The organism is Micromonospora chersina (genome assembly GCF_900091475.1).
Classification (GTDB): Bacteria; Actinomycetota; Actinomycetes; order Mycobacteriales; family Micromonosporaceae; genus Micromonospora; species Micromonospora chersina.
In genome coordinates, this window is the sequence record NZ_FMIB01000002.1 from 6,433,571 (window position 1) to 6,456,228 (window position 22,658).

Sequence of the window (22,658 nt, forward strand, 5' to 3'; positions counted from 1 at the left end):
TCAGCCCCGCTCGGCCGCGGCCGGGTCCGGCGTCTCGACGCCGGGCAGCGGCGCGGTGTCGGCGTCGTCCGCCGGCTCGCGGGGCGCCGGCGGTCCGGCAGCCTCGGTGGCCGGCCGGCGCCGCCGGTCCGGGGTCCAGGCGAAGGCGAGCGCGCCGCCGACCAGGGCCAGGAGCATCCCCACCAGGAAGCCGCCCAGGTTCGACGTCAGCCAGGAGACCAGCCCGAGCACCAGGGAGACCAGCGCGTAGAAGACCCGCTGCTGCGGCGTGGCGATCAGCAGCGCCCCGCAGATCACCAGGATGATCGGCACCAGGTAGGCGGCCAGCCCCTGCGGCCCGATGTGCAGCAGCACCCCGAGCGGGGCACGCAGGGTCACCAGCATCTCCGCGCCGCCGAGTGCCACCAGCACACCGGCGGTGAACGGGCGGCCCCGCCGCCACCGGCGCCAGCGCCCGCCGGACCGGCGGGCGGCCGGCGCCGCCTCGTGTTTCGGGGCGGTCATCTCAGCACCCGTCGGAGCTGAACGCCATGTGCAGGTTGGGCAGGGTGAAGACGGCGGCCGTCGTGGCGTAGTTGTTCTGCCGCAGGTTGGTGATGGTCACCGTGTCGGCCTGCTGGGCGAAGACGCCCGGGTTGCCGCGGACCCCGGGCACCTGGTCGACGGTGCTGGCGTCCTGACCGACGTTGATGTTCTTGAACGAGGCGTTGCCGGCGACCTCGTCGCCGTCGACGACCAGGGTCCGGGCGGTGACCGGCTTGCCCTCGCCGCCGGCGGTGATCCGCAGGTTGATCCCGCCCAGGCTGATGCTCTGGCACAGGTTCGTCAGTTCGGCCTTGTCGATCGCCGAGACGATCACCACGACCTGCCCGCCGGTGTCGCCCTGGTTGGGGCTGTCCGGAATCATCTGGTCGAGCGTGGCGAACTGCTCGAACCCGGTGCCGGTGAGCTTGTCGGCCGTGACGGTGAACGGCATGCCCGAGATGGCGAACTGGGCGCCGAGCACGCCCTGGGCGGTCAGCACCACCATGCCGGCCGCGCCGACCGCGACGGTGCCCAGCGTGACGGCGAACCGGCGCCAGCGCACGCCGCTGCGCGGCGGCTCGGGCTCGTGCGGTGCGATGTGCTCCGACATGGCGGCTCCTTTTCGAGATCAATTCATCGACGACGATGCGGAATGGATCTGAATTGGCTTCGCGAGATGTGCCGCGCCGTGGGCGCAGGCCGAAGTTACCGCTGGGTAAAGGTCGGGTCAACAGCGTGTAGCACCGAGTTCGGCGGCATCTGCCAAATGCGGCCAAAGTGAAAAACCGCTGCGGTTTTCGACCGCGCCGCAGTTCAGGTGTGGGTATTCGATGCGCAGGGCGCGGCCGTGCTGGGGCCGTCGTCGGGGCGTACCGGCCGGGTCGCCCGGGTGGCGCCGTCGGTGCCGAGGAACGGGGCCGTGGCCGCGTACGTGAGCACCGGCAGCAGCAGCGGCAGGTCCTCCGCCCGGCCCTGCGCGACCCGGCCGCGGATGGTCGCGTGGAGGCCGCCGACCACCGTGGACACCAGCGTCTCCCGGTCCACGCCGTCGGCGACCGGACCTGGGCCGGCGTCGGCGAAGAACCTGCGGAAGCTGCCCAGCAGCGCGTCCCGTTCCCGGCGCGCGTCCGGGCCGGCGGCGTCCACCTCGACCAGCGCCATCCGGGCGAACGCCGGCACGCTGGCGAGCACCTCCAGCAGGGTGCGCAGCGCGGCGCGGGCGGCGTCCGGCCAGGCCGGCCCCGCGTCCCGGTAGGCGCTCTCCATGAGCTGCGACACCACGGCGATGCCGTGCCGGTACGCGGCGAGGAACGCGTCCTCCTTGCCGGTGAAGAGGGCGTAGAAGGCCGGCCGGGTCACCCCGGCGGCGTGGCAGATGTCGCTGACGCGGGCGTTGTCGTAGCCCTTCGTGGCCACCTCCTGCACGAGGCCGTCGAAGAGGCGGTCGCGCTGCGTCGCCGCCACCACCTCTGCGGAGACCCGGCGCGGGCCGCGCTTGATGGCGCGGTCCGGGTCGCGGCCGGGGCGCGCGCCGGGCAGCGGGACCGGCGCCGGTTGCGGGCGGCGCGGTGTGGTCAACTTATCGACCTCCCTTGATGCATTGACTTTACGACCCTCCGGGGTTTACAACTGTCTGCACGCTGAGTTGGCGCACCGTCACCGTTGGTGATCTCCCCCGGATGGTCACCCCTGGCTCGTCGAAGGAGGGCTCGATGGCTGCCATTATCGCCGAGCACGAGTGCCCTCCCAAGGGCGGAAAGGCGCAGGTGACGCGGCTCCGCCGCAGTGCGCCACGCCGGCCCGCCCGCTGACGTCGCGGCAACTCCCGCCACCGCCCGGCCGGCCTCGTGTGGCCGCCCGGCGTCTCCACCGCGTCCGTCCATTTCGGACGGCCGCGGGTCACCGCCCGGCCGTCCCCGCCGGGCGGGGACCGCCTGTGCGGTCCCGTTCGTCCCCGTCCCACCACCGGAAGGAAGAACCATGCCCAGGTACGGACGAATCGGCGCGGGCCTCGCCGCGCTGGCGCTGCTGACCGGTCTCGGCGCCGCCCCCGCGGCCGCCGCCCCGTCGACCTCGCTCGCCTCCTCGGTGCTGACCTACGGCAGCGTCGGCGGTAGCGCCGTCACCGCCGGCGACGTCGTCAAGGCCAGCCTGGCCAGCGGCACCAGCGCCACCTTCTACTCGTCCACCACCGGCACCACCGGCGTGCGGTGCGCCGCGTCCACCTTCAGCGCCACGGTGCTGACCAACCCCGCCGCCCCCGGCACGGCCACCGAGAGCCTCACCGCGCAGAGCTTCACCAGCTGCACCAGCAACGTGTTCGGCACGACCGGCGTGCAGAGCGTCACGGTGAACAACCTGCCGTACGCCACCTCGGTGACCAGCGCCGGCGTGGTCACCATCTCCGGCTCGATCCAGAGCACGGTGGTGCTGAACACGCTGCTCGGCCCGACCACCTGTGTCTACCGGACGGCCAGCCTGACCGGCTCCGCCGTCAACAGCACCAACTCGATCACCTTCACCAACCAGGTCCTGACCAAGTCCTCCGGGCCCAGCACCTGCTTCACCACCGCGTACTTCTCCGCGCGGTACTCGCCGGTGCTGGACACCAGCAAGACCGGCAGCCCGGCGGTCTACGTCAACTGACCACCGTCCACGGGCCGGTGCGCGGCGGTTCGCCGTGCGCCGGCCCCGCCGTGCGCCGGTCAGCCGGCCGCCAGCAACCCGTGCAGCGCGCGCATCGAGCGGAGCGCGGAGCGGATCTCCTGGAGGTAGCGCCCCGCCGTGAGGGTGGGCTCCGGCACCCGGACCGGCGTGTCCAGCGCCGGGTCCACCCCGACCGTGTCGATCCCGCAGCCGAACGGCACGGCGAGCGTACGCAGCGCGTCGCAGTGCTGGAACGGCACGTAGATGGGGGCGGTCACCATGAGCACCGGATCCCCCTGGCGCAGCCGGACGTGCCCGGCCCAGAACCGCTGGGTGTCGGCCGTGTGCGCCCGGCGGAGGTCCGGCTCTCCGGACGGGGCGGCGAGCACCCGGACCGGAGGCAGCCCGGCGGGCCGGTAGGTGCGCGAGGACCAGGCCCGGTGCGGGTGGTCCGCGTCCTCGCCGATCTCCTCGCTCGGCGCGTCCACCCCGAACGCCACGCGCACCCCGGCGTCCAGGGCGTCCACCTCGGTGGCGCAGCCGTGCACCCCGAGGTCGGCGAGCATCCGCGACTCGACCGGGGAGAGGGCCCGGAAGCTGCCCAGCACCGCCACCTCGCCGTCGACGCCGGCGACCGTCCGGGCCAGGTGCGCGGCGTACGCGGTGCGCCGCAGGCAGGCGTGCGCCAGGCCGCCCAGGACCAGCAGGTGCGCGTAGCGGGGCAGGGTCGGCGGGACGGCCCGGACCAGGCCCAGCGCCGTCGCCGCGTCGAGCACCAGCCCGACCGTGGCCGGGTCGAACGCCGGCTCCCGGGCGTCGGGGCGTTCCCGCCCACCGCGGAAGTCCCAGTGCCGGGCGGAGAAGTCGTCCAGCCCGGCCAGCACCGCGCTCAGGTCGCCGGCCGGCCAGTCACCGCCGAAGTGCCCGACCAGGGTCCGCATGGGCGGCGAGTCCACCCAGGCCCGTACCCCCGCGGTCAGTTCCGCCCGGGTCGTCCCCGCCGCGCCGGCCGGCAGCGCCACCTCCGTCGTCCGCACCCGCCGGATGCTACCGGCGGTGGGCGGGCGCCGACCGACCGTTGTGGATCGTGGCTACCCTGGGCGCACGAGTGGTCGGGGGTGGCCGATGGCGGGTGAGGCGATGCGGCGACGCGCGCGGGGCCGGACCGGCTCGGCGGAGAACCTGGTGCGGCTTGTCGCCCACACCGACCCGGTGGCCCTGGTCGGCATCAGCCTCTCCATCCTGCTGTCCGTGACGCTCGACCTGACCAACGCGGCCACCGGGGTGGAGTCGCTGCTGGCCGGGCTGATGGGCGTCACCATCTCGCTGGTGCTCGACTCGCTGGCCCGGGCCGAGCGCCGGTTCCACCTGCGGACGCTGCTGGACGGGCCGCCCTGGCTGGTCCGCGCCACACCACAGGTCGCCGGCGCGCTGCGCGAGGCGGCCGAGCGGCACGCCGGCACCCGGGTCGCGGTCGAGGCGCAGCGCCGCTTCGAGGAGTTCCGCCGGCAGGCGGAGCAGCTCGCGGCGGGCCGGATCATCCGGCCCGGCGACGACGACGAGGACCTCGTCGGGGCCACCCGGGACTGCGCGCGGGAGATGGTCGGGCTGACAAACGTGATGCCCCGGGTCAGCGGCGAGCTGAGCTGGTGGCGCGGCGACGTCGGCCGGCGTTACTGGGAGGCCAACGTGGCCGCCCTGGCCCGGGGCGTACGCATCACCCGGGTCTTCGTCTACGCCACCCTCAGCCCCGAGCTGGCCGAGCTGGTGGAGGCGCAGCGGCGGGCCGGCGTGCGGGTGGGCCTCCTGCCGATCGGCGCGGTGAGCCCGCACCTGCACGTCAACCTGGCGGTCTGGGACGGGTCGAGCTGCTGGGAGGGAAGGATGACCGCCCACGGCGAGATCAGCGAGAACGAGTTCTCCGTCCACCCCGCCGACGTGGAGCGGCTGACCCGCGTCTTCCGGACCTGCGCCGACGCCGCCACCTTCGCGGGCTGACCGCCGTGACCTGGAGCGCCGTGCTGCTGGTGACTGCCGTGGTCTGGGCGGTCAGCGTGCTGCGGTCGGTCCGGCTGCGGGCGTTCGTCTACAGCCTGCCGCTGCCGATGACCCTCGCCCTGGTCACCACCGGCCACCCGGTGGCGGGGGCGCAACTGCTCGGCGTGGTCGGCCTGAACCTGTTCTTCCTCACGGTGGCGGTCACCCACCGCCGGCTGCGCTGGCCGATCCTCCTCGCCGACCTGGCCGGCGTCGCGGTCTACGTGGCGCTCAGCGCCGGGGCGCTCGCGGCGCCGGTGCCGTTCGAGGCGGCGCTGGCCGGCACCGCGGCGCTCTGGGCGCTGGCCATGGTGCTGCTGCGCCGCCGGTCCGCCGCCGCGCCGCCACCGCGGCCGGCGGACACCCGCCGGGACGGCCTGACCGCGCCGGTCAAGCTCGTGGTCATCTTCGCCGGCGCGTTGCTCACCGGGCTGCTCGGCGGGCTGCTGCGCGGCATGGTGGTCACCTTCCCGTACTCCGGGGTGCTGGTCGCCGTCGAGGCCCGCCACCAGCTTCCCGAGTTCAGCCGGCACTTCGCCCGCAACAGCCTGGCCCTGGTCGCCTTCCTCACCGGCCACCACTACCTCCAGGGCACCTCGCCGGCGTTGGCCCTGGCCGCCGGCTGGGCCGCCTTCGCGCTGGTCGCCGCCGCCCTGCACCTGCCCCGCAACGGCACGCTGCTGCGGATCGAGTGGCCGATGAGCCGTCTGGCCAGCGGAAGGGCGGGCGACAGCCGGATTTCGCTCCGGAAACCGCAACGAGATGGTTGACGTGGTGTCAGGCGGACGGGCCCGCTGCGCTACACAGTGACAGTTGTCCCTGCCTCCCCGTGGTGAGAGCGTGCGGGGGACCAACCGCCGCTGAAGGGTGCGCCGATGACCTCCGACGACCTGCTGGCCCGGCACCGGGCCGTGCTCCCGTCCTGGATGCCGCTCTACTACGCCGAACCGCTGGAGCTGGTCGCCGGCTCGGGCCGCCGGGTGACCGACGCGTCCGGACGCAGCTACCTGGACTTCTTCGGCGGCGTGCTGACCAACATGATCGGCTACGACATCCCGGAGATCCGCGAGGCGGTCGAACGGCAGCTGCGCACCGGCATCGTCCACAGCTCGACGCTCTACCTCATCCGGCAGCAGGTCGAGCTGGCCGAGAAGATCGCCCGGCTCTCCGGCATCCCGGACGCCCGGGTCTTCTTCACCAACTCCGGCACCGAGGCCAACGAGGCGGCCCTGCTCGTCGCCACCAACTACCGCCGCTCGCACCAGATCCTCGCGGTGCGCAACAGCTACCACGGCCGGTCGTACGCCGCCATGGGCGTCACGGGCAACCGGGGCTGGTCGGCCAGCGCGCTCAACCCGCTCCAGGTGGCCTGGCTGCACTCCGGCGAGCGGCTGCGCGGCCTGCTGGCCCGGCTCGACGAGGGCGACCGGATCGACGCCGCCGTGGAGGACCTGCGCGAGGTGCTCGCCACCCAGACCGCCGGCGACGTGGCCTGCCTGATCGCCGAGCCGATCCAGGGCGTCGGCGGCTTCGTGCACGCCCCGGACGGGCTCTTCGCCGCCTGGAAGAAGGTGCTCGACGAGCACGGCATCCTGCTCGTCTCCGACGAGGTGCAGACCGGCTGGGGCCGCACGGGTGAGCACTTCTGGGGCTACCAGGCGCACGGGATCACCCCGGACCTGCTCACCTTCGCCAAGGGCATCGGCAACGGCTTCGCCCTGGCCGGCGTGGTCGGCCGGGCCGACGTGCTGGAGTCGGTGCCGGCGATCAGCTTCTCCACCTTCGGCGGCAACCCGGTCTCCACGGCGGCCGGCAACGCGGTCCTCGACTACCTGCTCGACCACGACCTCCAGGCGAACGCGGCGCGGGTGGGCGCGATCCTCGGCGACGGCCTGCGGGCCGCCACCGCCGACCTCGACTGCGTCGCCGAGGTCCGCGGCAAGGGCCTGATGCTCGGCGTCGAGTTCGTCCGCCCGGGCACCACCGAACCGGACCCCTCGCTCACCACCCGGGTCTTCGAGGCGTGCCGGGAGGGCGGCCTGCTGGTCGGCAAGGGCGGCCTGCTCGGCAACGTGGTGCGGATGGGGCCGCCGCTGACCCTGACCGAGGACGAGGCCCGCGAGGGCCTGGCCATCCTGGTCGAGGCCATCCGCTCGTCGGTCGCCGCGGAGGTGGCGGCATGACCACGATCGGGCACTTCGTCGACGGGAAGCGGGTCAGCGGGGACTTCGAGCGGCGCGGGGACGTCTTCGACCCGGCCACCGGGCGGCGTACCGGGCAGGTGGCGCTGGCCTCCGCCGCCGACGTGGCGGGCGCCGTCGAGGCCGCCGAGCGGGCCGCCCGGTCCTGGCGGGACGCCTCGCTGGCCAAGCGGACGGCCGTCATGTTCGCCTTCCGCGAGCTGGTCAACGCCCGGCGCGACCGGCTCGCCGAGGTGATCACCGCCGAGCACGGCAAGGTGCTCGCGGACGCCGCCGGTGAGGTGCAGCGCGGCCTGGAGGTGATCGAGTACGCCTGCGGCATCCCCTCGGCGCTGCGCGGCGGCTTCAGCGAGAACGTCTCCACCGAGGTCGACTCGTACAGCCTGCGGCAGCCGCTGGGCGTGGTGGCGGTGATCTCCCCGTTCAACTTCCCGGTGATGGTGCCGCTCTGGTTCGTGCCGGTCGCGATCGCCTGCGGCAACGCCGTGGTGCTCAAGCCCAGCGAGAAGGACCCGAGCGCGGCGCTGCTGCTGGCCGAGTGGTTCACCGAGGCCGGGCTGCCGGACGGCGTGTTCAACGTGGTCAACGGCGACAAGGAGGCGGTCGACGCGCTGCTCGACCACCCGGGCGTCAAGGCGGTGTCGTTCGTCGGCTCCACCCCGGTGGCCCGGTACGTGCACCAGCGCGGCTCGCTGGCCGGCAAGCGCGTGCAGGCGCTGGGCGGGGCGAAGAACCACATGGTGGTGCTCCCCGACGCCGACCTGGACCTGGCGGCCGACGCGGCGGTCAACGCCGGCTTCGGCTCGGCGGGCGAGCGCTGCATGGCGATCTCCGCGCTGGTCGCGGTGGAGCCGGTCGCCGACGCCCTGGTCGCCCGGATCGCCGAGCGGATGGGCCGGCTGCGCACCGGGGACGGCCGGCGGGGCTGCGACATGGGCCCGCTGGTCACCGCCGCGCACGCCGAGCGGGTCCGCTCCTACGTGGAGTCCGGCATCGCGGCCGGCGCCGTGCCGGTGGTGGACGGGCGCGAGGTGACCCCGGACGGGGACGCCGACGGGTTCTGGCTCGGCCCGACGCTCTTCGACCACGTCACACCGGAGATGTCGATCTACACCGACGAGATCTTCGGCCCGGTGCTCGGCGTGGTCCGCGTCGGCTCGTACGACGAGGCGGTCGAGCTGGTCAACGCCAACCCGTACGGCAACGGCACGGCGATCTTCACCAACGACGGCGGGGCCGCCCGGCGCTACCAGCACGAGGTCGAGGTCGGCATGGTCGGCGTCAACGTGCCCATCCCGGTGCCGATGGCCTACTACTCGTTCGGCGGCTGGAAGGCGTCTCTCTTCGGCGACCTGCACGCGCACGGCGCCGACGGGGTCGCCTTCTTCACCCGGGGCAAGGTGGTCACCAGCCGCTGGCTCGACCCGCGCCACGGCGGGGTCAACCTCGGCTTCCCCACCCAGACCTGAGCAGCCGCAGCACCCCCGCCCCGGCCAGGTACGCCACCAGCGCCGGGGCGGGCAGCCCGAGCGGCTCGGGCGCGGCCTTGCGGGTGAGGCTGTTCAGCAGCAGCCCGGTGACGAGTCCGGCGTACCCGAGGACGGCCAGCGCGGTGCGCAGCCGGCGGGTGCCCTCGCGCGCCGGATGAGTGTCGGGCGGGCGGCGGGTGCGGGCCTCGATCGGGCCGAAGACGGCGACCAGCGCGGCCAGCACCACGGCGAGGGCGAGCAGCCAGGGGACCCGCCAGGCGTACCAGGCCGCCGTGCCGACCGGGGGAGTGGGCAGCACGCCGAGCGCGTCGAGCAGCCCGACCAGCAGCACCGCGGCGGTCAGGTGCCAGAGGAAGACGGTGAGCACCACGGCGTTCACCGCGATCACCGCCTGCCACGGGCGGGGGCGCCGCAGCCAGCGCTGCGCCGGCTCGCGCAGCAGCAGGATCAGGCCGAGCTGCGCGGTGGCCGCGGCGAGCAGCGCCAGGCTCGGCGGGGCCGCGTTGTCCAGCCGCTCGCCGGGCACGTTGAGCAGCACCACCGGGTAGGGCCCGACGACGGTGAGCAGCAGCAGCGCGGCCAGCCCGCCGCCGAGCAGGACCGCCCCGGCCCGGCGGGACAGCGGCAGCCGGCGCCGGCGCAGGCCTCGGGGCCCGGCGCCGCCCGGCCGGGCCGGCCGGCCCTCGGGCTGCCCGGTGCGGGCGTCGTACCAGGCGAAGCCGAGCTGGTGTACGGCCAGCCAGCCGAACAGGTAGTTGCCGCTCGCCAGCCCGGCCGGGCCGAGCAGCCGGCCCAGGTCACCGAGCGCGACCAGGGCGACCAGCACCACCGGCACGGCGAGCCCGAAGCGGCGGTGCAGCGCGTACATGGGTGGGGTCAGCGGCACCACCACGAGGTAGGCCACCAGGAACCAGAGCGGGATGGTGGCGAACCAGACCACCGTGCGGACCTGGGTGGCGTCGGCGCCGCGCAGCGTGGCCACCGCGGCGCCGACCGCCAGCACCACGAGCAGCGCGGTGGTGGGCCGGGCCAGCCGCGCGCTGCGGTCGACGAGCCAGCCCGTGGGGGTGCCGCCCCGGCCGCGGCGGGCGGCCAGCGAGGCGGCGTTGGCGTAGCCGCCGACCAGGAAGAACACCGGTATCACCTGGGCCACCCAGGTCAGCGGCCAGGCCCAGGGCAGGTCGCCGAGGGCCGAGTGGCCGGCGGGACGGCCGTTCCGGTCGTAGCCGATGACTGTCACGCCCCAGTGGCCGAGCACGACCATGGTGATGGCGAGGGCCCGGAGCAGGTCGACGTAGCGCTCCCGGGCGGCCGGCGTGCGCTCGGCGAGCTGCCGCAGGCGGCGCATGGGCTCAGGCTATGCCAGCCGGCGCCGGCCGGTACGGATAACGGTTCGGTCCTGAGGTCTTGTGGTCCGGAGCCCGCTGCCGTAGAAATTCTTCAGCAACATCAACTGAACTGAAGACAAGCGACAGATGGCACCCCCGAGCCTCGATGTGTACCCGGACCGAGGAGATGCGATGAACAGGCGTGAGATCCTCCGGCGGACCGCTGCCGCCGGTCTGCTGGCCACCCCCGCCGCCGGCCTGCTCGCCGGCTGCGCCACCTCCGGTGGTGACGACAAGGGCGACTCCGGCGCCTACAAGGGCACCAAGAGCGAGAAGAACCCGCTCGGTGTCAAGGAGGACGCCCCGCTCGAGGTGGTGATCTTCAACGGCGGCTTCGGCGAGGAGTACGCCAAGTCCCACGAGGCCATGTACAAGGAGCAGTACCCGAAGGCGAAGATCAACCACTCCGCCACCCAGGAGATCAGCAAGACCCTCCAGCCGCGCTTCGTCGACGGCACCCCGCCGGACGTGGTGAACAACTCCGGCGCCGGGCAGATCGACTTCAACGGCCTCGTCTCGCAGAACGCCCTTGCCGACCTCGGCGACCTGCTCGCCGCGCCCAGCCTCGACATCCCCGGCAAGACGGTCAAGGACACCCTGCTCCCCGGCGCCGTCGAGGTCGGCTCGTACGACGGCAAGTTCCTCGTGATGAACTACACCTACACGGTGTACGGCATCTGGCACTCCACCAAGCTCTTCGCCGACCGGGGCTGGCAGTACGCCAAGACCTGGGACGAGCACATCGCGCTCTGCAAGCAGATCAAGGCCGCCGGCATCGCCCCCTGGACGTACGCCGGCATCCACCCGCGCTACATGAGCTGGCCGCTGATCTCCACGGCGATCAAGCTGGGCGGCCCGTCGGTGGCGCTGGCCATCGACAACCTGGAGCCCAACGCCTGGAAGTCCGACGCCATGAAGGCCGCCGCGGACGCCTGGCACCAGATCGTCAAGGACAAGTACATCCTGGAGGGTTCGCCCGGCCTGGACCACAAGCAGTCGCAGACCGCCTGGTGCCAGGGCAAGGCCGCCTTCATCTCCTGCGGCTCCTGGCTGGAGAGTGAGCAGAAGGACGTCACCCCGGCCGGGTTCAACATGACCGTCCAGCCGACCCCGAGCCTGGGCAGCGGCGACAAGCTGCCGTTCGAGGCGGTCCGGGGCACCGCCGGCGAGCCGTTCATGGTCCCGGCCAAGGCCAAGAACGTGGCCGGCGGGCTGGAGTACTTCCGGACCATGCTCTCCAAGAAGGGCGCCCAGGACTTCACCAAGAAGGTCGCCAGCCTCACCGTGGTGGCCGGCGCCACCGAGGGCGTCGAGCTGCCGTTCGGGCTGAACACCGTGGTCAAGGCGCTGGAGGCGTCCGGATCCAACGGCTTCAACTGGGTCTACAACAACTACTACCGCAAGCTCGAGCGCAACCTTGTCGACGCCGCCTGCGGCGAGTTCTTCAGCGGCCGGATCGGGCCGGCCGAGTTCCTCGACCAGTGCCAGAAGGGCGCCGACTCGATCGCCCAGGACAGCTCGATCAAGAAGTACAAGCGCGCCGCGTGACGTGCCCCGGTGGGGGCGGGTCCGCCCGCCCCCACCGGTCGAACCAGGGAGGGGTCGCCAGGTGCGACATGGCAGATACCCGCTGATCGTCAGCTTCCTGCTGCCGCCGCTGGTGCTGTACGGCGTCTTCGTGCTCTCGCCGTACCTTCAGGCCTTTCAGATCTCGACCACCGACTGGCTGGGCTACTCCGCGCAGGCCGACCCGGTCGGCATGGCGAACTTCCGCACCCTGCTGCACGACGGCTACGTCTGGAACGCGCTGGAGAACAACGCGGTCCTGCTGCTCGTGGTGCCGGTGCTGACCATCGCGCTCGGCCTGTTCTTCGCCACCATGCTCACGATGGGCGGCCGCAAGGGCCGGGCCGGCGTGACCGGCGTCCGGGGCACGGCCGTCTACCGGCTGGTCTACTTCTTCCCGCAGGTGCTCTCGGTGGTGATCATCGCGCTGCTCTGGAAGGAGATCTACAACCCGCGAAGCGGCCTGCTCAACGGCGCGCTGCACGCGCTCGGCCTGCCCACCCCGGCCTGGCTCGGCGACCCCCGGTTCGCCTTCTGGTGCGTGCTGGCCGTGATGGTGTGGAGCAACGTCGGCTTCTACGTGGTGCTCTTCGGCGCGGCCATGCAGGCCATCCCGCGCGACATCTACGAGGCCGTGATGCTCGACGGGGCGTCCCGGGCCGTGATGCTGCGGAAGATCACCATCCCGCTGCTCTGGGACACCGTCCAGGTCGCCTGGATCTACCTGGCCATCGCCGCGCTGGACGGGTTCATCCTGGTCCAGCTCATGACCAACGGCGGCCCGAACTTCTCCACCGACGTGATCGGCAACCGGATGTACGACACCGCGTTCGGCAGCGAGACCAAGTTCGGTTACGCCTCGGCGATGGGCGTGGTGATGTTCTTCCTGACCCTCTCGGTGGCGGTGCTGGCGCTGCGGGCCGCCCGGCGCGATCGGATCGAGTACTCATGACCAGTGTGGACTCCGGCACCCGGCCGGCACCGGCGACCCCCGCCGAGCCGACGACCGACCGGCCGCCGCGCCGGGAACTGGGCGTGGCGAACGTCTTCTCGCACAGCTTCCTGCTGCTCTGGGCGGCCATGACCGTGCTGCCGCTGGCCTGGATGGTGCTCAGCTCGCTGAAGAGCAACGGCGAGATCCTCGCCGACCCGTGGGGGCTGCCCGAGGCGCTGCACCTGGACAACTGGGCGCGCGCCTGGACCAAGGCGCACATCGGGCGCTACTTCCTCAACAGCGCCGTCGTGGTGGCCGGCTCGCTGACCCTCACCATGCTCCTCGGCGCCGCCGCCGCGTACGTCTTCGCGCGCTACGACTTCCGTGGCCGGCAGGTCGTCTACTACCTGTTCGTCGGCGGGATGATGTTCCCGGTCTTCCTCGCCCTCGTGCCGCTGTTCTTCGTGGTCCGCAACGCCGGCCTCTTCGGCACCTGGACCGGCCTGATCCTGGTCTACACCGCCTACTCGCTGCCGTTCACGGTCTTCTTCCTGACCGCGTTCTTCCGCACCCTGCCGACCGCGATCGCCGAGGCGGCGCTCATCGACGGGTGCGGCCACTTCCGGCTCTTCTTCCGGGTGATGCTGCCGATGGCGCGTCCGGGACTGATCAGCGTCGGCATCTTCAACTTCCTCAGCCACTGGAACCAGTTCCTGCTGCCGCAGGTACTCATGCAGGGCGACGAGTCGAAGTGGATGCTCGCCCAGGGCCTCAACGCCCTGGCCGTCAACCAGGGCTACGCCGGCGACTACGCGCAGCTCTTCGCCGGCCTGACCATCGCGGTCCTGCCGGTGCTGGTCGTCTACGTGACCTTCCAGCGGCAGATCCAGGCGGGTCTCACCGCGGGGCAGCTCAAGTGAGGTGTCGGCTGCCGGTGAGGTGTTGGTTGCCACAGGCAACGGGGCAGCGGGACCGCTGAGGGCTCCCTTATCGTGGGCCGGCACCTTCACCGATCGACAGGAATCACATGTTCTTCCTCATCTACGACCTCCTGCTGCTGCTCGGCGGCATCGCCATGGTCGCCATCGGCATCGCCATCAAGGAGCAGGGCACCGGTGCCCGGATCCTCAACGTGGTCATCGGCCTGGCCTTCTTCGCCTACGGCTTCTACCTCATGTTCCTCTTCGAGGGCGGCTCGTACCGGATCTTCTTCTACGTCTTCGTCCTGCCGATCCTGCTGATCGTGCGCGCGGTGAAGGCCCGCAGGGAGGCCCGCGAGCAGGCGGCGGCGCACCAGTTCGCCGGCGCGCCCCAGCCCGGCCAGTACGCCCCGTCCGCGCCGGGCCAGGGTTGGCCGGCCCCGCAGGGCCAGCCCGCCCCCTACGGCCAGACCCCGCAGGCGCCCTACGGCCAGGCGCCGCAGGGCCAGTACGGCCAGGCCCCGCAGCAGCCCGGCCACCCGGCGCTGCAGCAGCCGTACGGCCAGCCGGCACCGCAGCCCCAGTACGGCCAGCCCGCCCAGCAGGGCCAGTACGGTCAGCCCCAGGGTCAGTACGGCCAGCCGCAGGGCTACCCGAACGCCTGAACCCGGCACCCGAAGCGGGCCGGTCGACACACTGTCGACCGGCCCGCTTCTGTCGTTCCACCCGGCGCCCCACCCTGCCGCGCAGCCTCGCCGCCCTGACCGTTTCTGATCACAGCCTCGCCGCCGTGCCGTGACCCCGTCCGCTGGTGTTGACCAAGAAGTTTGGGTCGGGATCGGGCGGAACGATGACGCAAACCTCTTGATCAACGCGGGTGGCGGCGGTCGGGGGTGGCCGGGGTGGTCGGGGGTGGCTTCCGCGTGGGCGGGGTCCGTCAGGTTGGCGGGACCAGCAGGGCGTGGAGGGCTGCCGGGTCGGCGACCTCGGGCAGGTCGCGGGCGGCGAGCCAGGCGGCCGCGGCGGCCCCGTCGCCGGCGCTGCGCAGCGGGGCGTCCGGCCAGCGGCGGGACAGTTCGGCGCGGACCGCGGCGGCGAGGGGGGTGTCCCCGGTGAGCAGGCCGCCGCCGAGCACCACCGGGTCGGTCGCGCCGGGCGGCCGGATCCGGGAGACGCTCTCGGCGAGCAGCGCGGCCGCCTCCGCGACCAGGGCCACGCCGGCCGGCTCGCCGTCGCGGGCCGCCGCCACCACGAGCGGCGCGAGCCGGGCCAGTTCCACCGGCGGTCGGCGGGTCACCGCCTGCACCACGGCCTCGGCGGTGGCGCGGGGGCGGGCGGCCACCTCGGTGGCGCCGGTGAGGTCGGTGAGCACCCGGCGGGCCAGGTCGCCGGGCGGGTCGGCCCGGTCCAGGTCGGTGAGCAGCCGGCGGACCGCCTCGCGGCCGAGCCAGAAACCGGAGCCCGCGTCGCCGAGCAGCCAGCCGTGCCCGTCGGCGGTGCGGTCGAGGCGCAGGTCGCGTACCTGGGCGGCGATCGCACCGGTGCCGGCGATGAGCACGGTGCCGTCCGGGGCGGACGTGCCCGAGGCGTAGGCGACCAGGGCGTCGCCGTGCACCGCGTACGGGCAGCGCAGGCCCGCGTCGGCCCACGCCTGGTCGAAGGCGGCCCGGCCCTGCGGGTCGGCGAGGAGCCGGCCGGCCCCGGCCAGCCCGATGACGCCGGCGCGGACCCGGGTGGGGTCGATGTCGGCGAGGGCGGCGCGCAGCGCGGCGAGGAGTTCGGCGGCGGCCCGCTCGGCGCCGTGGCTGGTCGGGTTGCCCCCGCCGGCACGGCCGGCGCCGAGGCGTGCCCCGTCGAGGCTGAGGGCGGCGGCGCGGGTGGACGTACCCCCGACGTCGAGGCCGACCACGACGGTGTCCGACATCCCTTCATGCTGGTCGGCCGCGTCTCCGGGCGCAAGATCCGGGCTGTGCGCCAGGTAACAGTTTGAAAACTTCGCCCACGGCCTTGACACGGAGGGGCCTTCAGTAAGAACTTTTACCACTAACAGTTAACACTCTTTTCCGAAAGGCGTCCCATGGTTGATCACGAGGTGGACACCCCCGCGGGGACCGCGGTGGTCGACGCCGACGCGGTCGACCGGCGGGGTGCGGTGGCCGTCTCCTCCGACGGGGTGCTGGCCAGGGTCCGGGCCGGGGCGGGGGAGCTGACGGGGGCGTTGCGCCGGGTCGCCGAGCACGTGCTCAGCGATCCGGAGGCGGCGGCCCGGGCCACAATCGTCGAGCTGGCCGAGCGTAGCGGCACCTCACCGGCGACCATCACCCGGTTCTGCCGGGCCATGGGCTTCGAGGGGTACGCCGACCTGCGGCTCGGCATCGCGGCGGAGACCGGCCGGGCGCGCTCGGCGGGCTGGACGGTCGACATCGGCCGGGAGATCCAGCCCAGCGACCCGCTGGCCCGGGTGCTCGACCAGATCATGGCCGCCGACACCCGGGCCATGCACGACACGGCCGCGCTGCTCGACCTCGGCGAGGTGGAGCGGGCCGCGGTGGCCATCGCCGGGGCGAGTCGGGTGAACATCTTCGGCGCCAGCGGCAGCGCCCTGGTCGGCGAGGAGATGCAGTTCAGCCTGCACCGCATCGGAGTGGCCGCCTGGGCCTGGAGCGACGTGCACGAGGGGCTGGCCAGCGCCGCGCTGCTCGGTGTCGGCGACGTCGCGCTCGGCATCTCGCACACCGGGCAGACCCGGGAGACCATCGAGATGCTGGCCGAGGCGGGCAGCCGGGGCGCCACCACTGTCGCGCTGACCGGGTTCCCCCGCTCGCCGCTGGCGGAGCTGGCCGACATCGTGCTGGTCACGGCCAGCCAGGCCACCACGTTCCGGCCCGACGCGCTCTCCGCGCGGCACCCCCAGCTCGTCGTGCTCGACCTGCTCTACATCGCGGTGGCGCAGCGCACCCACGACCGCGCCCACGCGGCCTTCCGGCGCACCGCCCAGGCCGTCGACGGGCACAAGGCCGAGAAGGGGGCCACCTCATGATCAGTGCCCAGCGGTACGCGGACGCCGTCCGCCCGGTGCTCGACCGCCTGGTCGACACCCAGGCCGAGGCCGTCGACCGGGCGGCCGACGTGATCGCCGGCGGGATGCGCGCCGGCGGCGTGCTCCAGGCGTTCGGCGCCGGCCACTCCGAGGCGTTCGCCGCCGAGCTGGTGGCCCGGGCCGGCGGCCTGGTCCCGACGAACCGACTCTCCCTGCACGACCTCGTGCTGCACGGCGACGCGCCCCGCGACGTGCTCGCCGACCCCAAGCTGGAACGCGACCCGGCCGTGGCGCACCAGCTCTACGCCCTGGCGGCGCCGCAGCCGGAGGACGTGTTCGTGGTCGCCTCACAGTCCGGCATCAACGGCTCGGTGGTCGAGCTGGCGACGCTGGTCCGGGAGCAGGGCCACCCCTTGATCGCGGTCACCTCGGTCGAGCACACCGCACGGGTCGCCCCGCGGCACCCGTCCGGCCACCGGCTCGCCGACCTCGCCGACGTCGTGCTGGACAACGGCGCGCCGTACGGCGACGCACTGCTGCCGCTCGAGGGCGGCGGCGCGGTCTGTGCGGTCTCGTCGGTCACGGCGGCGCTCCTGGCGCAGCTGCTGACCGCCGAGGTCGTACGACGGTTCCACCAGGCCGGGGAGGTACCCCCTATCTACCTCTCCGCCAACGTCCCCGGTGGGGACGAGCACAACCTCGCCCTCGAGTCGCGGTACGCCGGGCGCCTCCGGCGGACCGCCTGACCCGACCCACAAGGAGAGACAGAGATGTCGGTTACCCCCGAGAACCTCGGCGACCTCAGCCGCCGGACCCTGCTTCAGCGGGCCGCCGCGGCGGGCCTCCTCGCCGCCCCGGCGATGGGCCTGCTCAGCGCCTGCGCCGGCAGCGAGCCGGAGAAGTCCGACAACGGCGGCGGCGGGGCCAAGAGCAAGGACAACCCGTTCGGCGTGAAGGACGGCAGCGCCGTCAAGGTGGTCATCTTCAACGGCGGCCTGGGCGACCAGTGGGCCAAGGAAGACAAGGTCATCTTCAGCGCCAAGCACCCGAACGTCACGGTCAACATGTCGTCGACCCAGAAGATCAAGACCGAAGAGCAGCCGAAGATGGCGACGCAGCCGAGTGACCTGGTCATGAACTCGGGCGCCGACATGATGGACCGCAGCACGCTGATCAACGAGGGCGCCATCGAGCCGCTCGACGACCTGCTCACCGCGCCCGCGTGGGACAGCGAGGGCACCGTCGCCGACTCCCTGCTGCCGGGCACGGTCGGCGACGGCACCCAGAACGGCAAGTTCTACGTCGTGAACGTGGCGTACACGGTGTGGGGCAACTGGTACAACGCCGCGCTGTTCAAGAAGGAGGGTTGGCAGGCGCCGACCACCTGGGACGAGTTCTTCGCGCTGGCCCCGAAGATCAAGGCCAAGGGCATGGCGCCGTACGTGCACGACGCCGTGCACGGCTACTACCCGCGCTGGGCGCTCATGGCGAGCATCTGGAAGACCGCCGGCAAGCAGGTCGTCGTCGACATCGACAACCTGAAGGAGAACGCCTGGAAGGCCGACGGCGTGCTCAAGGCGCTGGAGCCGTGGGAGAAGCTGGTCAAGGACAAGCTGCTCCTCCCGGGCAAGCTCGACCACACCCAGTCGCAGCAGGCGTGGCTCGACGGCAAGGCGGCGTTCATCCAGGTCGGCACGTGGCTGAAGAACGAGATGTCGGCCACCATCCCGCCGGGCTTCGAGCTGACCCTGTCGGACTACTGGCACAACGCCGACGACAAGGCCCCGAAGGACGTGTTCGCCGCGTCCGGCGAGGGCTTCGTCGTGCCGAGCAAGGCCCCCAACAAGGAGGCCGCGAAGGAGTTCCTGCGGGCGATCCTGTCGAAGGCGGGTTCGGCCAAGTTCGCCGAGCTGACCAAGTCGCTGGCCTCCACCAAGGGCTCCGGCGACAACGTGCAGGACACCGCGCTCTCCAGCGCCAACGCCCTCATGAAGAACGGCGGCAGCGAGCTCATCTCCGTCAAGTTCCAGGACTTCTACGCCGACCTGGACAAGGAGAGCCAGAACCTCTCCGAGGAGCTGATGGCCGGCCGGCTCACCGCGCAGCAGTTCGTCGACAAGATGCAGGCGGCCGCCGACAAGGTCGCCAAGGACTCGTCGATCAAGAAGCAGACCCGCACCGCCTGATCCGACGGAGAGAGTGAGTCCAATGCGGCACGGAGTCGCGCGTTTCGTCACGGGCTTCCTGGCCCTGCCCGTCGCGCTGTACCTGTTCTACGTGGTGTGGCCGTTCGCGCAGGCGGCGGGATACTCGCTGACCGACTGGGGCGGGTACTCGGATTCCCAGCGTTTCGTCGGGCTGGACAACTACGTCCGGCTGCTCTCCGACGAGCTGATCCGGAAGGCGTTCTGGCACAACGTCTTCTTCCTGGTCACCGTGCCGCTGTTCACCATCGCGCTGGCCCTGTTCCTCGCGTTCCTGCTCAACGTGGGCGGACGCGAGGACAGGGCCGGCATCCGCGGGGTCTTCGGCTCCGCCCTCTACAAGGTCATCTTCTTCTTCCCGCAGGTGCTGTCGCTGGTGGTCATCGCCGTCATGTGGCAGCAGATCTACCGCACCGACAGCCAGGGCCTGATCAACGGCCTGCTCATCAAGATCGGGCTGGTCGACGCGGACAACCCGATCGCCTTCACCGCCGACCCGGAGCCGTTCCTCGGCATCCCCGCGGTGCTCTGGTGGCTGCTGCTCATCGCGATCTGGAGCGGCGCCGGCTTCTACATGGTCCTCTTCTCGGCGGCCATGCAGTCGATCCCGAAGGACATCTACGAGGCGGCGATCCTCGACGGGGCGGGCCGGTTCCACACGTTCTTCCGGGTCACCCTGCCGCTGCTCCGGGACACCATCTCGGTCGCGTGGGTCTACCTGGGCTTCATCGCCCTGGACATGTACGCCCTGGTCTTCGTCATGACGCCCAGCCAGGGCGGCCCGAACCACGCCAGCGAGATCTTCGCCTCGGTGATCCAGTTCAACGCGTTCCAGAAGGGCCAGTTCGGCTACGCCTGCGCGATCGCCGTGGCGCTGGCCATCTTCACCATCCTGCTGGCCGCCGTCCAGCTGAGGATCACCCGCCGTGACCGGATCGAGTTCTGAGGAGGCCTGGACGATGAGCACGGTGACCCACACCTCCGGCCAGAAGCGACCCGACGTGGCGCCCCCCGGCCGGCCGACCGGCCGGCGGGCGGAAGCCGCCGGCAGCGGCATCGGCGGCCGGATCTTCAACGGCTTCTCGCACCTGTTCCTCGTGGTCTGGGCGATCATGGTGATCTACCCGCTGCTCTGGGTGGTGATGTCCGCGCTCAAGACCGACTCGGAGGTCATCCGCGAGCCGCTGTCGCTGTTCCCCAAGTCGCTCCAGTGGGACAACTTCGCCCGGGCCTGGACGGCCGGGATCGACAGCTTCTTCCTGGACACGCTGATCGTGCTCGTCTTCAGCGTGACCCTGACCATGCTGCTGGGCTCGATGGCGGCGTACGCGCTGGCGCGCTACGAGTTCCGGGGCAACCGGCTGATCTACTGGATGTTCCTGTCCGGGCTGACCCTGCCGGTCTATCTCGCCGCGGTGCCGCTGTTCAAGGGCGTCTACAACATGAACGTCGTGTTCCCGCTGCTCGGCCCGAACAAGCACCTCACCCTGATCCTCGTCTACGTGGCGTGGTCGCTGTCGTTCACCGTCTTCTTCATGCACTCGTTCTTCCGGACGCTGCCGCACTCGATCGCCGAGGCGGCCATGGTCGACGGCGCCTCGCACACCCGGGCGTTCTTCAGCGTGATGCTGCCGATGGCCCGACCCGGCCTGATCAGCATCGGCATCTTCAACGTGCTCGGCCAGTGGAACCAGTGGTACCTGCCGACCCTGCTCATGCAGCCGGTCGCGGGTGAGCCGAAGAACCAGGTGATCGCCCAGGGCCTGATCGAGCTGTCGGTCAACCAGGGCTACAAGTCCGACTGGTCCGGTCTCTTCGCCGGGGTCACCATGGCGATGCTGCCGGTGCTGATCGTGTACGTCGTCTTCCAGCGCCAGGTGCAGTCCGGCCTCACGGCCGGCGTCGGCAAGTAACGCCCGCTACCCGCTGCCCGGTCCCTCCGGCATCTGTCGGAGGGGCCGGGCAGAATCGCGTCCGTGCTGGTGGCGGTGGAGTCCGACGAGCGGGGCGGGGGAGTGCTGCAACCCCTCGGCCCGGCCGGTCGCGCGGCCGGCCCGGCCGAGCCGGTGGCCGACCTGGCCGCCGCGGTGGCCGCCCGGGAGGCCGCCGACCGCCCTCGCTGGGTCTTCGCCGCCGGCGCCGCCCTCTACCCGGCGCTGCTGCGCGCCGGCGTCCGGCTCGACAGGTGCCACGACGTCGAGCTGACCGAGGCGCTGCTGCTCGGCCACGCCGGCCGCTGGGGCGAGCCGCGCTCGCTCGCCGCGGCCTGGGCCCGGCTCACCGGGGCGCCGGTCCCGCCGGACCCGGCGCCGCGCCCGCCCGAGCCGCCCGGTCATGGCCAGGACGCGCTCTTCGACGCGCCGTCCGGGCCGCCCGGTCCGGGCATCGCGGCGTTGACCCGGGTGTACGCGGACCAGCTCGCCCGGATCGCGCGGACGGAACACCCCGGCCGGTTCCGGCTGCTGGTGGCCGCCGAGTCGGCGGGCGCGCTGATCGCCGCCGAGATGGGCGCGGCCGGGCTGCCCTGGCGCGCCGACGTGCACGACGCCATCCTGGCCGACCTGCTCGGCGAGGCGTCCCCGGTCGGGGGACCGCCCCGCCGGCTGGCCGAGCTGGCGGCCCGGATCGCCGACGCGTTCGGCGTCCGCCAGCTGCACGCCGACTCCCCGGCCGAGCTGCTCAAGGCGTTCGCCCGCGCGGGCGTGGAGCTGCCGAACACCCGGGCCTGGGTGCTGCGCGGGGTGGAGCACCCGGCGGTGCCGCTGGTCCTGGAATACAAGGAGCTCTACCGGATCTGGACGGCGCACGGCTGGGCCTGGCGCGACGCCTGGGTCTCCGGCGGCCGCTTCCACCCGGAGTACGTGCCGGGCGGCGTGGTGTCCGGCCGGTGGGCCACCCGGGGCGGCGGGGCGTTGCAGATTCCGAAGGTGATCCGGCGGGCCGTGGTGGCCGACCCGGGCTGGACCTTCGTGGTGGCCGACGCGGGCCAGCTCGAACCACGGGTGCTCGCCGCGGTCTCCGGCGACGAGCGGCTGGCCGCCGCCGGTGGCGCCGGTGACCTCTACGCGGCGCTGGCCCGGGACGCCTTCGCCGGTGACCGGGCCCGGGCCAAGGTGGCCCTGCTCGGCGCCATGTACGGGCAGACCGGCGGCGCGGCGGTGCCCGCCCTGGCGGTGCTCAGGAAGAACTACCCGACCGCGTTCGGCCACGTCGAGGCGGCCGCCCGCACCGGCGAGGCGGGCGGGCTGGTGCGGTCGTGGCTGGGGCGTACCTGCCCGCCGGGGTCGGCCGGTTTCGGCGACGGCGACGAGGCGGTGGTGGACGCCGGGGCGGATCCGCAGAGCCCGCGCGCCCGGGCCGCCCGGTCCCGGGGGCGGTTCACCCGCAACTTCGTCATCCAGGCCACCGCCGCCGAGTGGGCCTCCACGCTGCTGGCCACGCTCCGCACCGAGCTGGCCGGCAGCGGGGCCGAGCTGGTCTTCTTCCAGCACGACGAGGTGATCGTGCACTGCCCGGCCGAGGCGGCCGGGTCGGTCGCCGCGGCGGTCACCGAGGCCGGGGCGCGGGCCACCCGGCTGCTGTTCGGCGAGACGCCGGTCCGCTTCCCGCTCGACCTGTCGGTGGTGGACTGCTACGCCGACGCGGCATAGCCACGCAATTTTCCGTTTTGCCCCGCTACCCGCCCCCCGGCGCGCTCGTTGGGCCCG

General features: G+C 72.7%; 21 protein-coding genes. 15 read left to right on the plus strand and 6 right to left on the minus strand.

All coding sequences use genetic code 11. The annotated features are described in order from the left end of the window. From GA0070603_RS29955 to GA0070603_RS29965, 3 genes are all read right to left on the minus strand, one after another. On the minus strand, nt 1-504 hold the full coding sequence (locus tag GA0070603_RS29955; RefSeq protein WP_244282650.1) for a DUF6114 domain-containing protein: 504 nt from the start codon (nt 502-504) through the stop codon (nt 1-3). Nucleotide 505: 1 nt separating this feature from the next. Further along, nucleotides 506-1,135, minus strand: a complete 630-nt coding sequence (locus tag GA0070603_RS29960) for a DUF6230 family protein (protein WP_091320939.1) — start codon at nt 1,133-1,135, stop codon at nt 506-508. A 203-nt stretch (nt 1,136-1,338) separates the two neighbouring features. Next, the gene (locus GA0070603_RS29965) at nt 1,339-2,103 is read right to left on the minus strand and encodes a TetR/AcrR family transcriptional regulator (RefSeq protein WP_091320941.1); all 765 of its coding nucleotides are present in this window, start codon (nt 2,101-2,103) and stop codon (nt 1,339-1,341) included. 402 nt (nt 2,104-2,505) lie between these two features. Here GA0070603_RS29965 and GA0070603_RS29970 point away from each other — a divergent pair, with 402 nt between their 5' ends. After that, nucleotides 2,506-3,171 carry a Tat pathway signal sequence domain protein gene (locus tag GA0070603_RS29970; RefSeq protein ID WP_091320944.1) on the plus strand — a complete coding sequence of 222 codons (666 nt, stop codon included), beginning with the start codon at nt 2,506-2,508 and terminating at the stop codon, nt 3,169-3,171. 59 nt (nt 3,172-3,230) lie between these two features. Here GA0070603_RS29970 and GA0070603_RS29975 read toward each other — a convergent pair whose 3' ends face one another. Further along, complete coding sequence (locus GA0070603_RS29975) at nt 3,231-4,208, minus strand: hypothetical protein (RefSeq protein ID WP_244282651.1); 978 nt, start codon at nt 4,206-4,208, stop codon at nt 3,231-3,233. Nucleotides 4,209-4,311: 103 nt separating this feature from the next. Here GA0070603_RS29975 and GA0070603_RS29980 point away from each other — a divergent pair, with 103 nt between their 5' ends. From GA0070603_RS29980 to GA0070603_RS29995, 4 genes are all read left to right on the plus strand, one after another. Beyond that, on the plus strand, nt 4,312-5,169 hold the full coding sequence (locus tag GA0070603_RS29980) for a hypothetical protein (RefSeq protein WP_139131949.1): 858 nt from the start codon (nt 4,312-4,314) through the stop codon (nt 5,167-5,169). Nucleotides 5,170-5,174: 5 nt separating this feature from the next. Further along, entirely contained in the window at nt 5,175-5,978 is an 804-nt protein-coding gene (locus GA0070603_RS31655; RefSeq protein ID WP_091320952.1) for a hypothetical protein, read from the plus strand. Nucleotides 5,979-6,083: 105 nt separating this feature from the next. Beyond that, nucleotides 6,084-7,391 carry an aspartate aminotransferase family protein gene (locus tag GA0070603_RS29990; protein WP_091320954.1) on the plus strand — a complete coding sequence of 436 codons (1,308 nt, stop codon included), beginning with the start codon at nt 6,084-6,086 and terminating at the stop codon, nt 7,389-7,391. Then, a complete protein-coding gene (locus tag GA0070603_RS29995) occupies nt 7,388-8,878 on the plus strand; it encodes a CoA-acylating methylmalonate-semialdehyde dehydrogenase (RefSeq protein ID WP_091320956.1) in 1,491 nt (496 codons plus the stop codon). Before GA0070603_RS29990 ends, GA0070603_RS29995 begins: the two co-directional genes overlap by 4 nt. Here the strand turns inward: GA0070603_RS29995 and GA0070603_RS30000 are convergent. Next, on the minus strand, nt 8,850-10,247 hold the full coding sequence (locus GA0070603_RS30000) for an acyltransferase family protein (RefSeq protein WP_091320958.1): 1,398 nt from the start codon (nt 10,245-10,247) through the stop codon (nt 8,850-8,852). The genes GA0070603_RS29995 and GA0070603_RS30000 overlap by 29 nt on opposite strands. A gap of 172 nt (nt 10,248-10,419) precedes the next feature. Between GA0070603_RS30000 and ngcE (GA0070603_RS30005) the strand changes: the two genes are divergently transcribed. The 4 genes from ngcE (GA0070603_RS30005) to GA0070603_RS30020 all read left to right on the plus strand — a co-directional run bounded on the left by ngcE (GA0070603_RS30005) (nt 10,420) and on the right by GA0070603_RS30020 (nt 14,372). Continuing rightward, the gene (gene ngcE, locus GA0070603_RS30005; RefSeq protein ID WP_091320960.1) at nt 10,420-11,835 is read left to right on the plus strand and encodes an N-acetylglucosamine/diacetylchitobiose ABC transporter substrate-binding protein; all 1,416 of its coding nucleotides are present in this window, start codon (nt 10,420-10,422) and stop codon (nt 11,833-11,835) included. Between the two features lie 61 nt (nt 11,836-11,896). Then, complete coding sequence (locus GA0070603_RS30010) at nt 11,897-12,805, plus strand: carbohydrate ABC transporter permease (RefSeq protein WP_091320962.1); 909 nt, start codon at nt 11,897-11,899, stop codon at nt 12,803-12,805. Further along, nucleotides 12,802-13,707: a carbohydrate ABC transporter permease gene (locus GA0070603_RS30015; protein WP_091320964.1), complete on the plus strand. Its 906-nt coding sequence runs from the start codon at nt 12,802-12,804 to the stop codon at nt 13,705-13,707. Before GA0070603_RS30010 ends, GA0070603_RS30015 begins: the two co-directional genes overlap by 4 nt. Before the next feature lie 107 nt (nt 13,708-13,814). Further along, nucleotides 13,815-14,372, plus strand: a complete 558-nt coding sequence (locus GA0070603_RS30020) for a hypothetical protein (RefSeq protein WP_091320966.1) — start codon at nt 13,815-13,817, stop codon at nt 14,370-14,372. A gap of 272 nt (nt 14,373-14,644) precedes the next feature. On the opposite strand, the gene GA0070603_RS30025 is transcribed toward GA0070603_RS30020, so the two are convergent. After that, complete coding sequence (locus GA0070603_RS30025) at nt 14,645-15,631, minus strand: N-acetylglucosamine kinase (RefSeq protein ID WP_091320968.1); 987 nt, start codon at nt 15,629-15,631, stop codon at nt 14,645-14,647. 153 nt (nt 15,632-15,784) lie between these two features. Here GA0070603_RS30025 and GA0070603_RS30030 point away from each other — a divergent pair, with 153 nt between their 5' ends. The 6 genes from GA0070603_RS30030 (at nt 15,785) to GA0070603_RS30055 (ending at nt 22,601) form a co-directional block, all read left to right on the plus strand. Further along, the gene (locus GA0070603_RS30030) at nt 15,785-16,747 is read left to right on the plus strand and encodes a MurR/RpiR family transcriptional regulator (protein ID WP_091320970.1); all 963 of its coding nucleotides are present in this window, start codon (nt 15,785-15,787) and stop codon (nt 16,745-16,747) included. Further along, the gene (locus tag GA0070603_RS30035) at nt 16,744-17,493 is read left to right on the plus strand and encodes an SIS domain-containing protein (protein ID WP_091320972.1); all 750 of its coding nucleotides are present in this window, start codon (nt 16,744-16,746) and stop codon (nt 17,491-17,493) included. Before GA0070603_RS30030 ends, GA0070603_RS30035 begins: the two co-directional genes overlap by 4 nt. Before the next feature lie 24 nt (nt 17,494-17,517). Next, complete coding sequence (gene ngcE / locus GA0070603_RS30040; protein WP_091320974.1) at nt 17,518-18,933, plus strand: N-acetylglucosamine/diacetylchitobiose ABC transporter substrate-binding protein; 1,416 nt, start codon at nt 17,518-17,520, stop codon at nt 18,931-18,933. 22 nt (nt 18,934-18,955) lie between these two features. Then, nucleotides 18,956-19,897 carry a carbohydrate ABC transporter permease gene (locus GA0070603_RS30045; RefSeq protein WP_091320976.1) on the plus strand — a complete coding sequence of 314 codons (942 nt, stop codon included), beginning with the start codon at nt 18,956-18,958 and terminating at the stop codon, nt 19,895-19,897. A 13-nt stretch (nt 19,898-19,910) separates the two neighbouring features. Further along, nucleotides 19,911-20,864, plus strand: coding sequence for a carbohydrate ABC transporter permease (locus GA0070603_RS30050; RefSeq protein ID WP_091320977.1), 954 nt, complete (start codon nt 19,911-19,913; stop codon nt 20,862-20,864). Nucleotides 20,865-20,927: 63 nt separating this feature from the next. Next, the gene (locus GA0070603_RS30055) at nt 20,928-22,601 is read left to right on the plus strand and encodes a bifunctional 3'-5' exonuclease/DNA polymerase (protein ID WP_425270490.1); all 1,674 of its coding nucleotides are present in this window, start codon (nt 20,928-20,930) and stop codon (nt 22,599-22,601) included. Nucleotides 22,602-22,658 lie beyond the last annotated feature (57 nt).

What these genes read in the sequence shown, in the direction of transcription:
- GA0070603_RS29955 (WP_244282650.1), bottom strand. Translation starts at nt 504, where the DNA reads ATGACCGCCCCGAAACACGAGGCGGCGCCGGCCGCCCGCCGGTCCGGC.
- GA0070603_RS29960 (WP_091320939.1), bottom strand. Translation starts at nt 1,135, where the DNA reads ATGTCGGAGCACATCGCACCGCACGAGCCCGAGCCGCCGCGCAGCGGC.
- GA0070603_RS29970 (WP_091320944.1), top strand. Translation starts at nt 2,506, where the DNA reads ATGCCCAGGTACGGACGAATCGGCGCGGGCCTCGCCGCGCTGGCGCTG.
- GA0070603_RS29980 (WP_139131949.1), top strand. Translation starts at nt 4,312, where the DNA reads ATGCGGCGACGCGCGCGGGGCCGGACCGGCTCGGCGGAGAACCTGGTG.
- GA0070603_RS29990 (WP_091320954.1), top strand. Translation starts at nt 6,084, where the DNA reads ATGACCTCCGACGACCTGCTGGCCCGGCACCGGGCCGTGCTCCCGTCC.
- GA0070603_RS29995 (WP_091320956.1), top strand. Translation starts at nt 7,388, where the DNA reads ATGACCACGATCGGGCACTTCGTCGACGGGAAGCGGGTCAGCGGGGAC.
- GA0070603_RS30000 (WP_091320958.1), bottom strand. Translation starts at nt 10,247, where the DNA reads ATGCGCCGCCTGCGGCAGCTCGCCGAGCGCACGCCGGCCGCCCGGGAG.
- ngcE (WP_091320960.1), top strand. Translation starts at nt 10,420, where the DNA reads ATGAACAGGCGTGAGATCCTCCGGCGGACCGCTGCCGCCGGTCTGCTG.
- GA0070603_RS30015 (WP_091320964.1), top strand. Translation starts at nt 12,802, where the DNA reads ATGACCAGTGTGGACTCCGGCACCCGGCCGGCACCGGCGACCCCCGCC.
- GA0070603_RS30020 (WP_091320966.1), top strand. Translation starts at nt 13,815, where the DNA reads ATGTTCTTCCTCATCTACGACCTCCTGCTGCTGCTCGGCGGCATCGCC.
- GA0070603_RS30025 (WP_091320968.1), bottom strand. Translation starts at nt 15,631, where the DNA reads ATGTCGGACACCGTCGTGGTCGGCCTCGACGTCGGGGGTACGTCCACC.
- GA0070603_RS30030 (WP_091320970.1), top strand. Translation starts at nt 15,785, where the DNA reads ATGGTTGATCACGAGGTGGACACCCCCGCGGGGACCGCGGTGGTCGAC.
- GA0070603_RS30035 (WP_091320972.1), top strand. Translation starts at nt 16,744, where the DNA reads ATGATCAGTGCCCAGCGGTACGCGGACGCCGTCCGCCCGGTGCTCGAC.
- ngcE (WP_091320974.1), top strand. Translation starts at nt 17,518, where the DNA reads ATGTCGGTTACCCCCGAGAACCTCGGCGACCTCAGCCGCCGGACCCTG.
- GA0070603_RS30045 (WP_091320976.1), top strand. Translation starts at nt 18,956, where the DNA reads ATGCGGCACGGAGTCGCGCGTTTCGTCACGGGCTTCCTGGCCCTGCCC.
- GA0070603_RS30050 (WP_091320977.1), top strand. Translation starts at nt 19,911, where the DNA reads ATGAGCACGGTGACCCACACCTCCGGCCAGAAGCGACCCGACGTGGCG.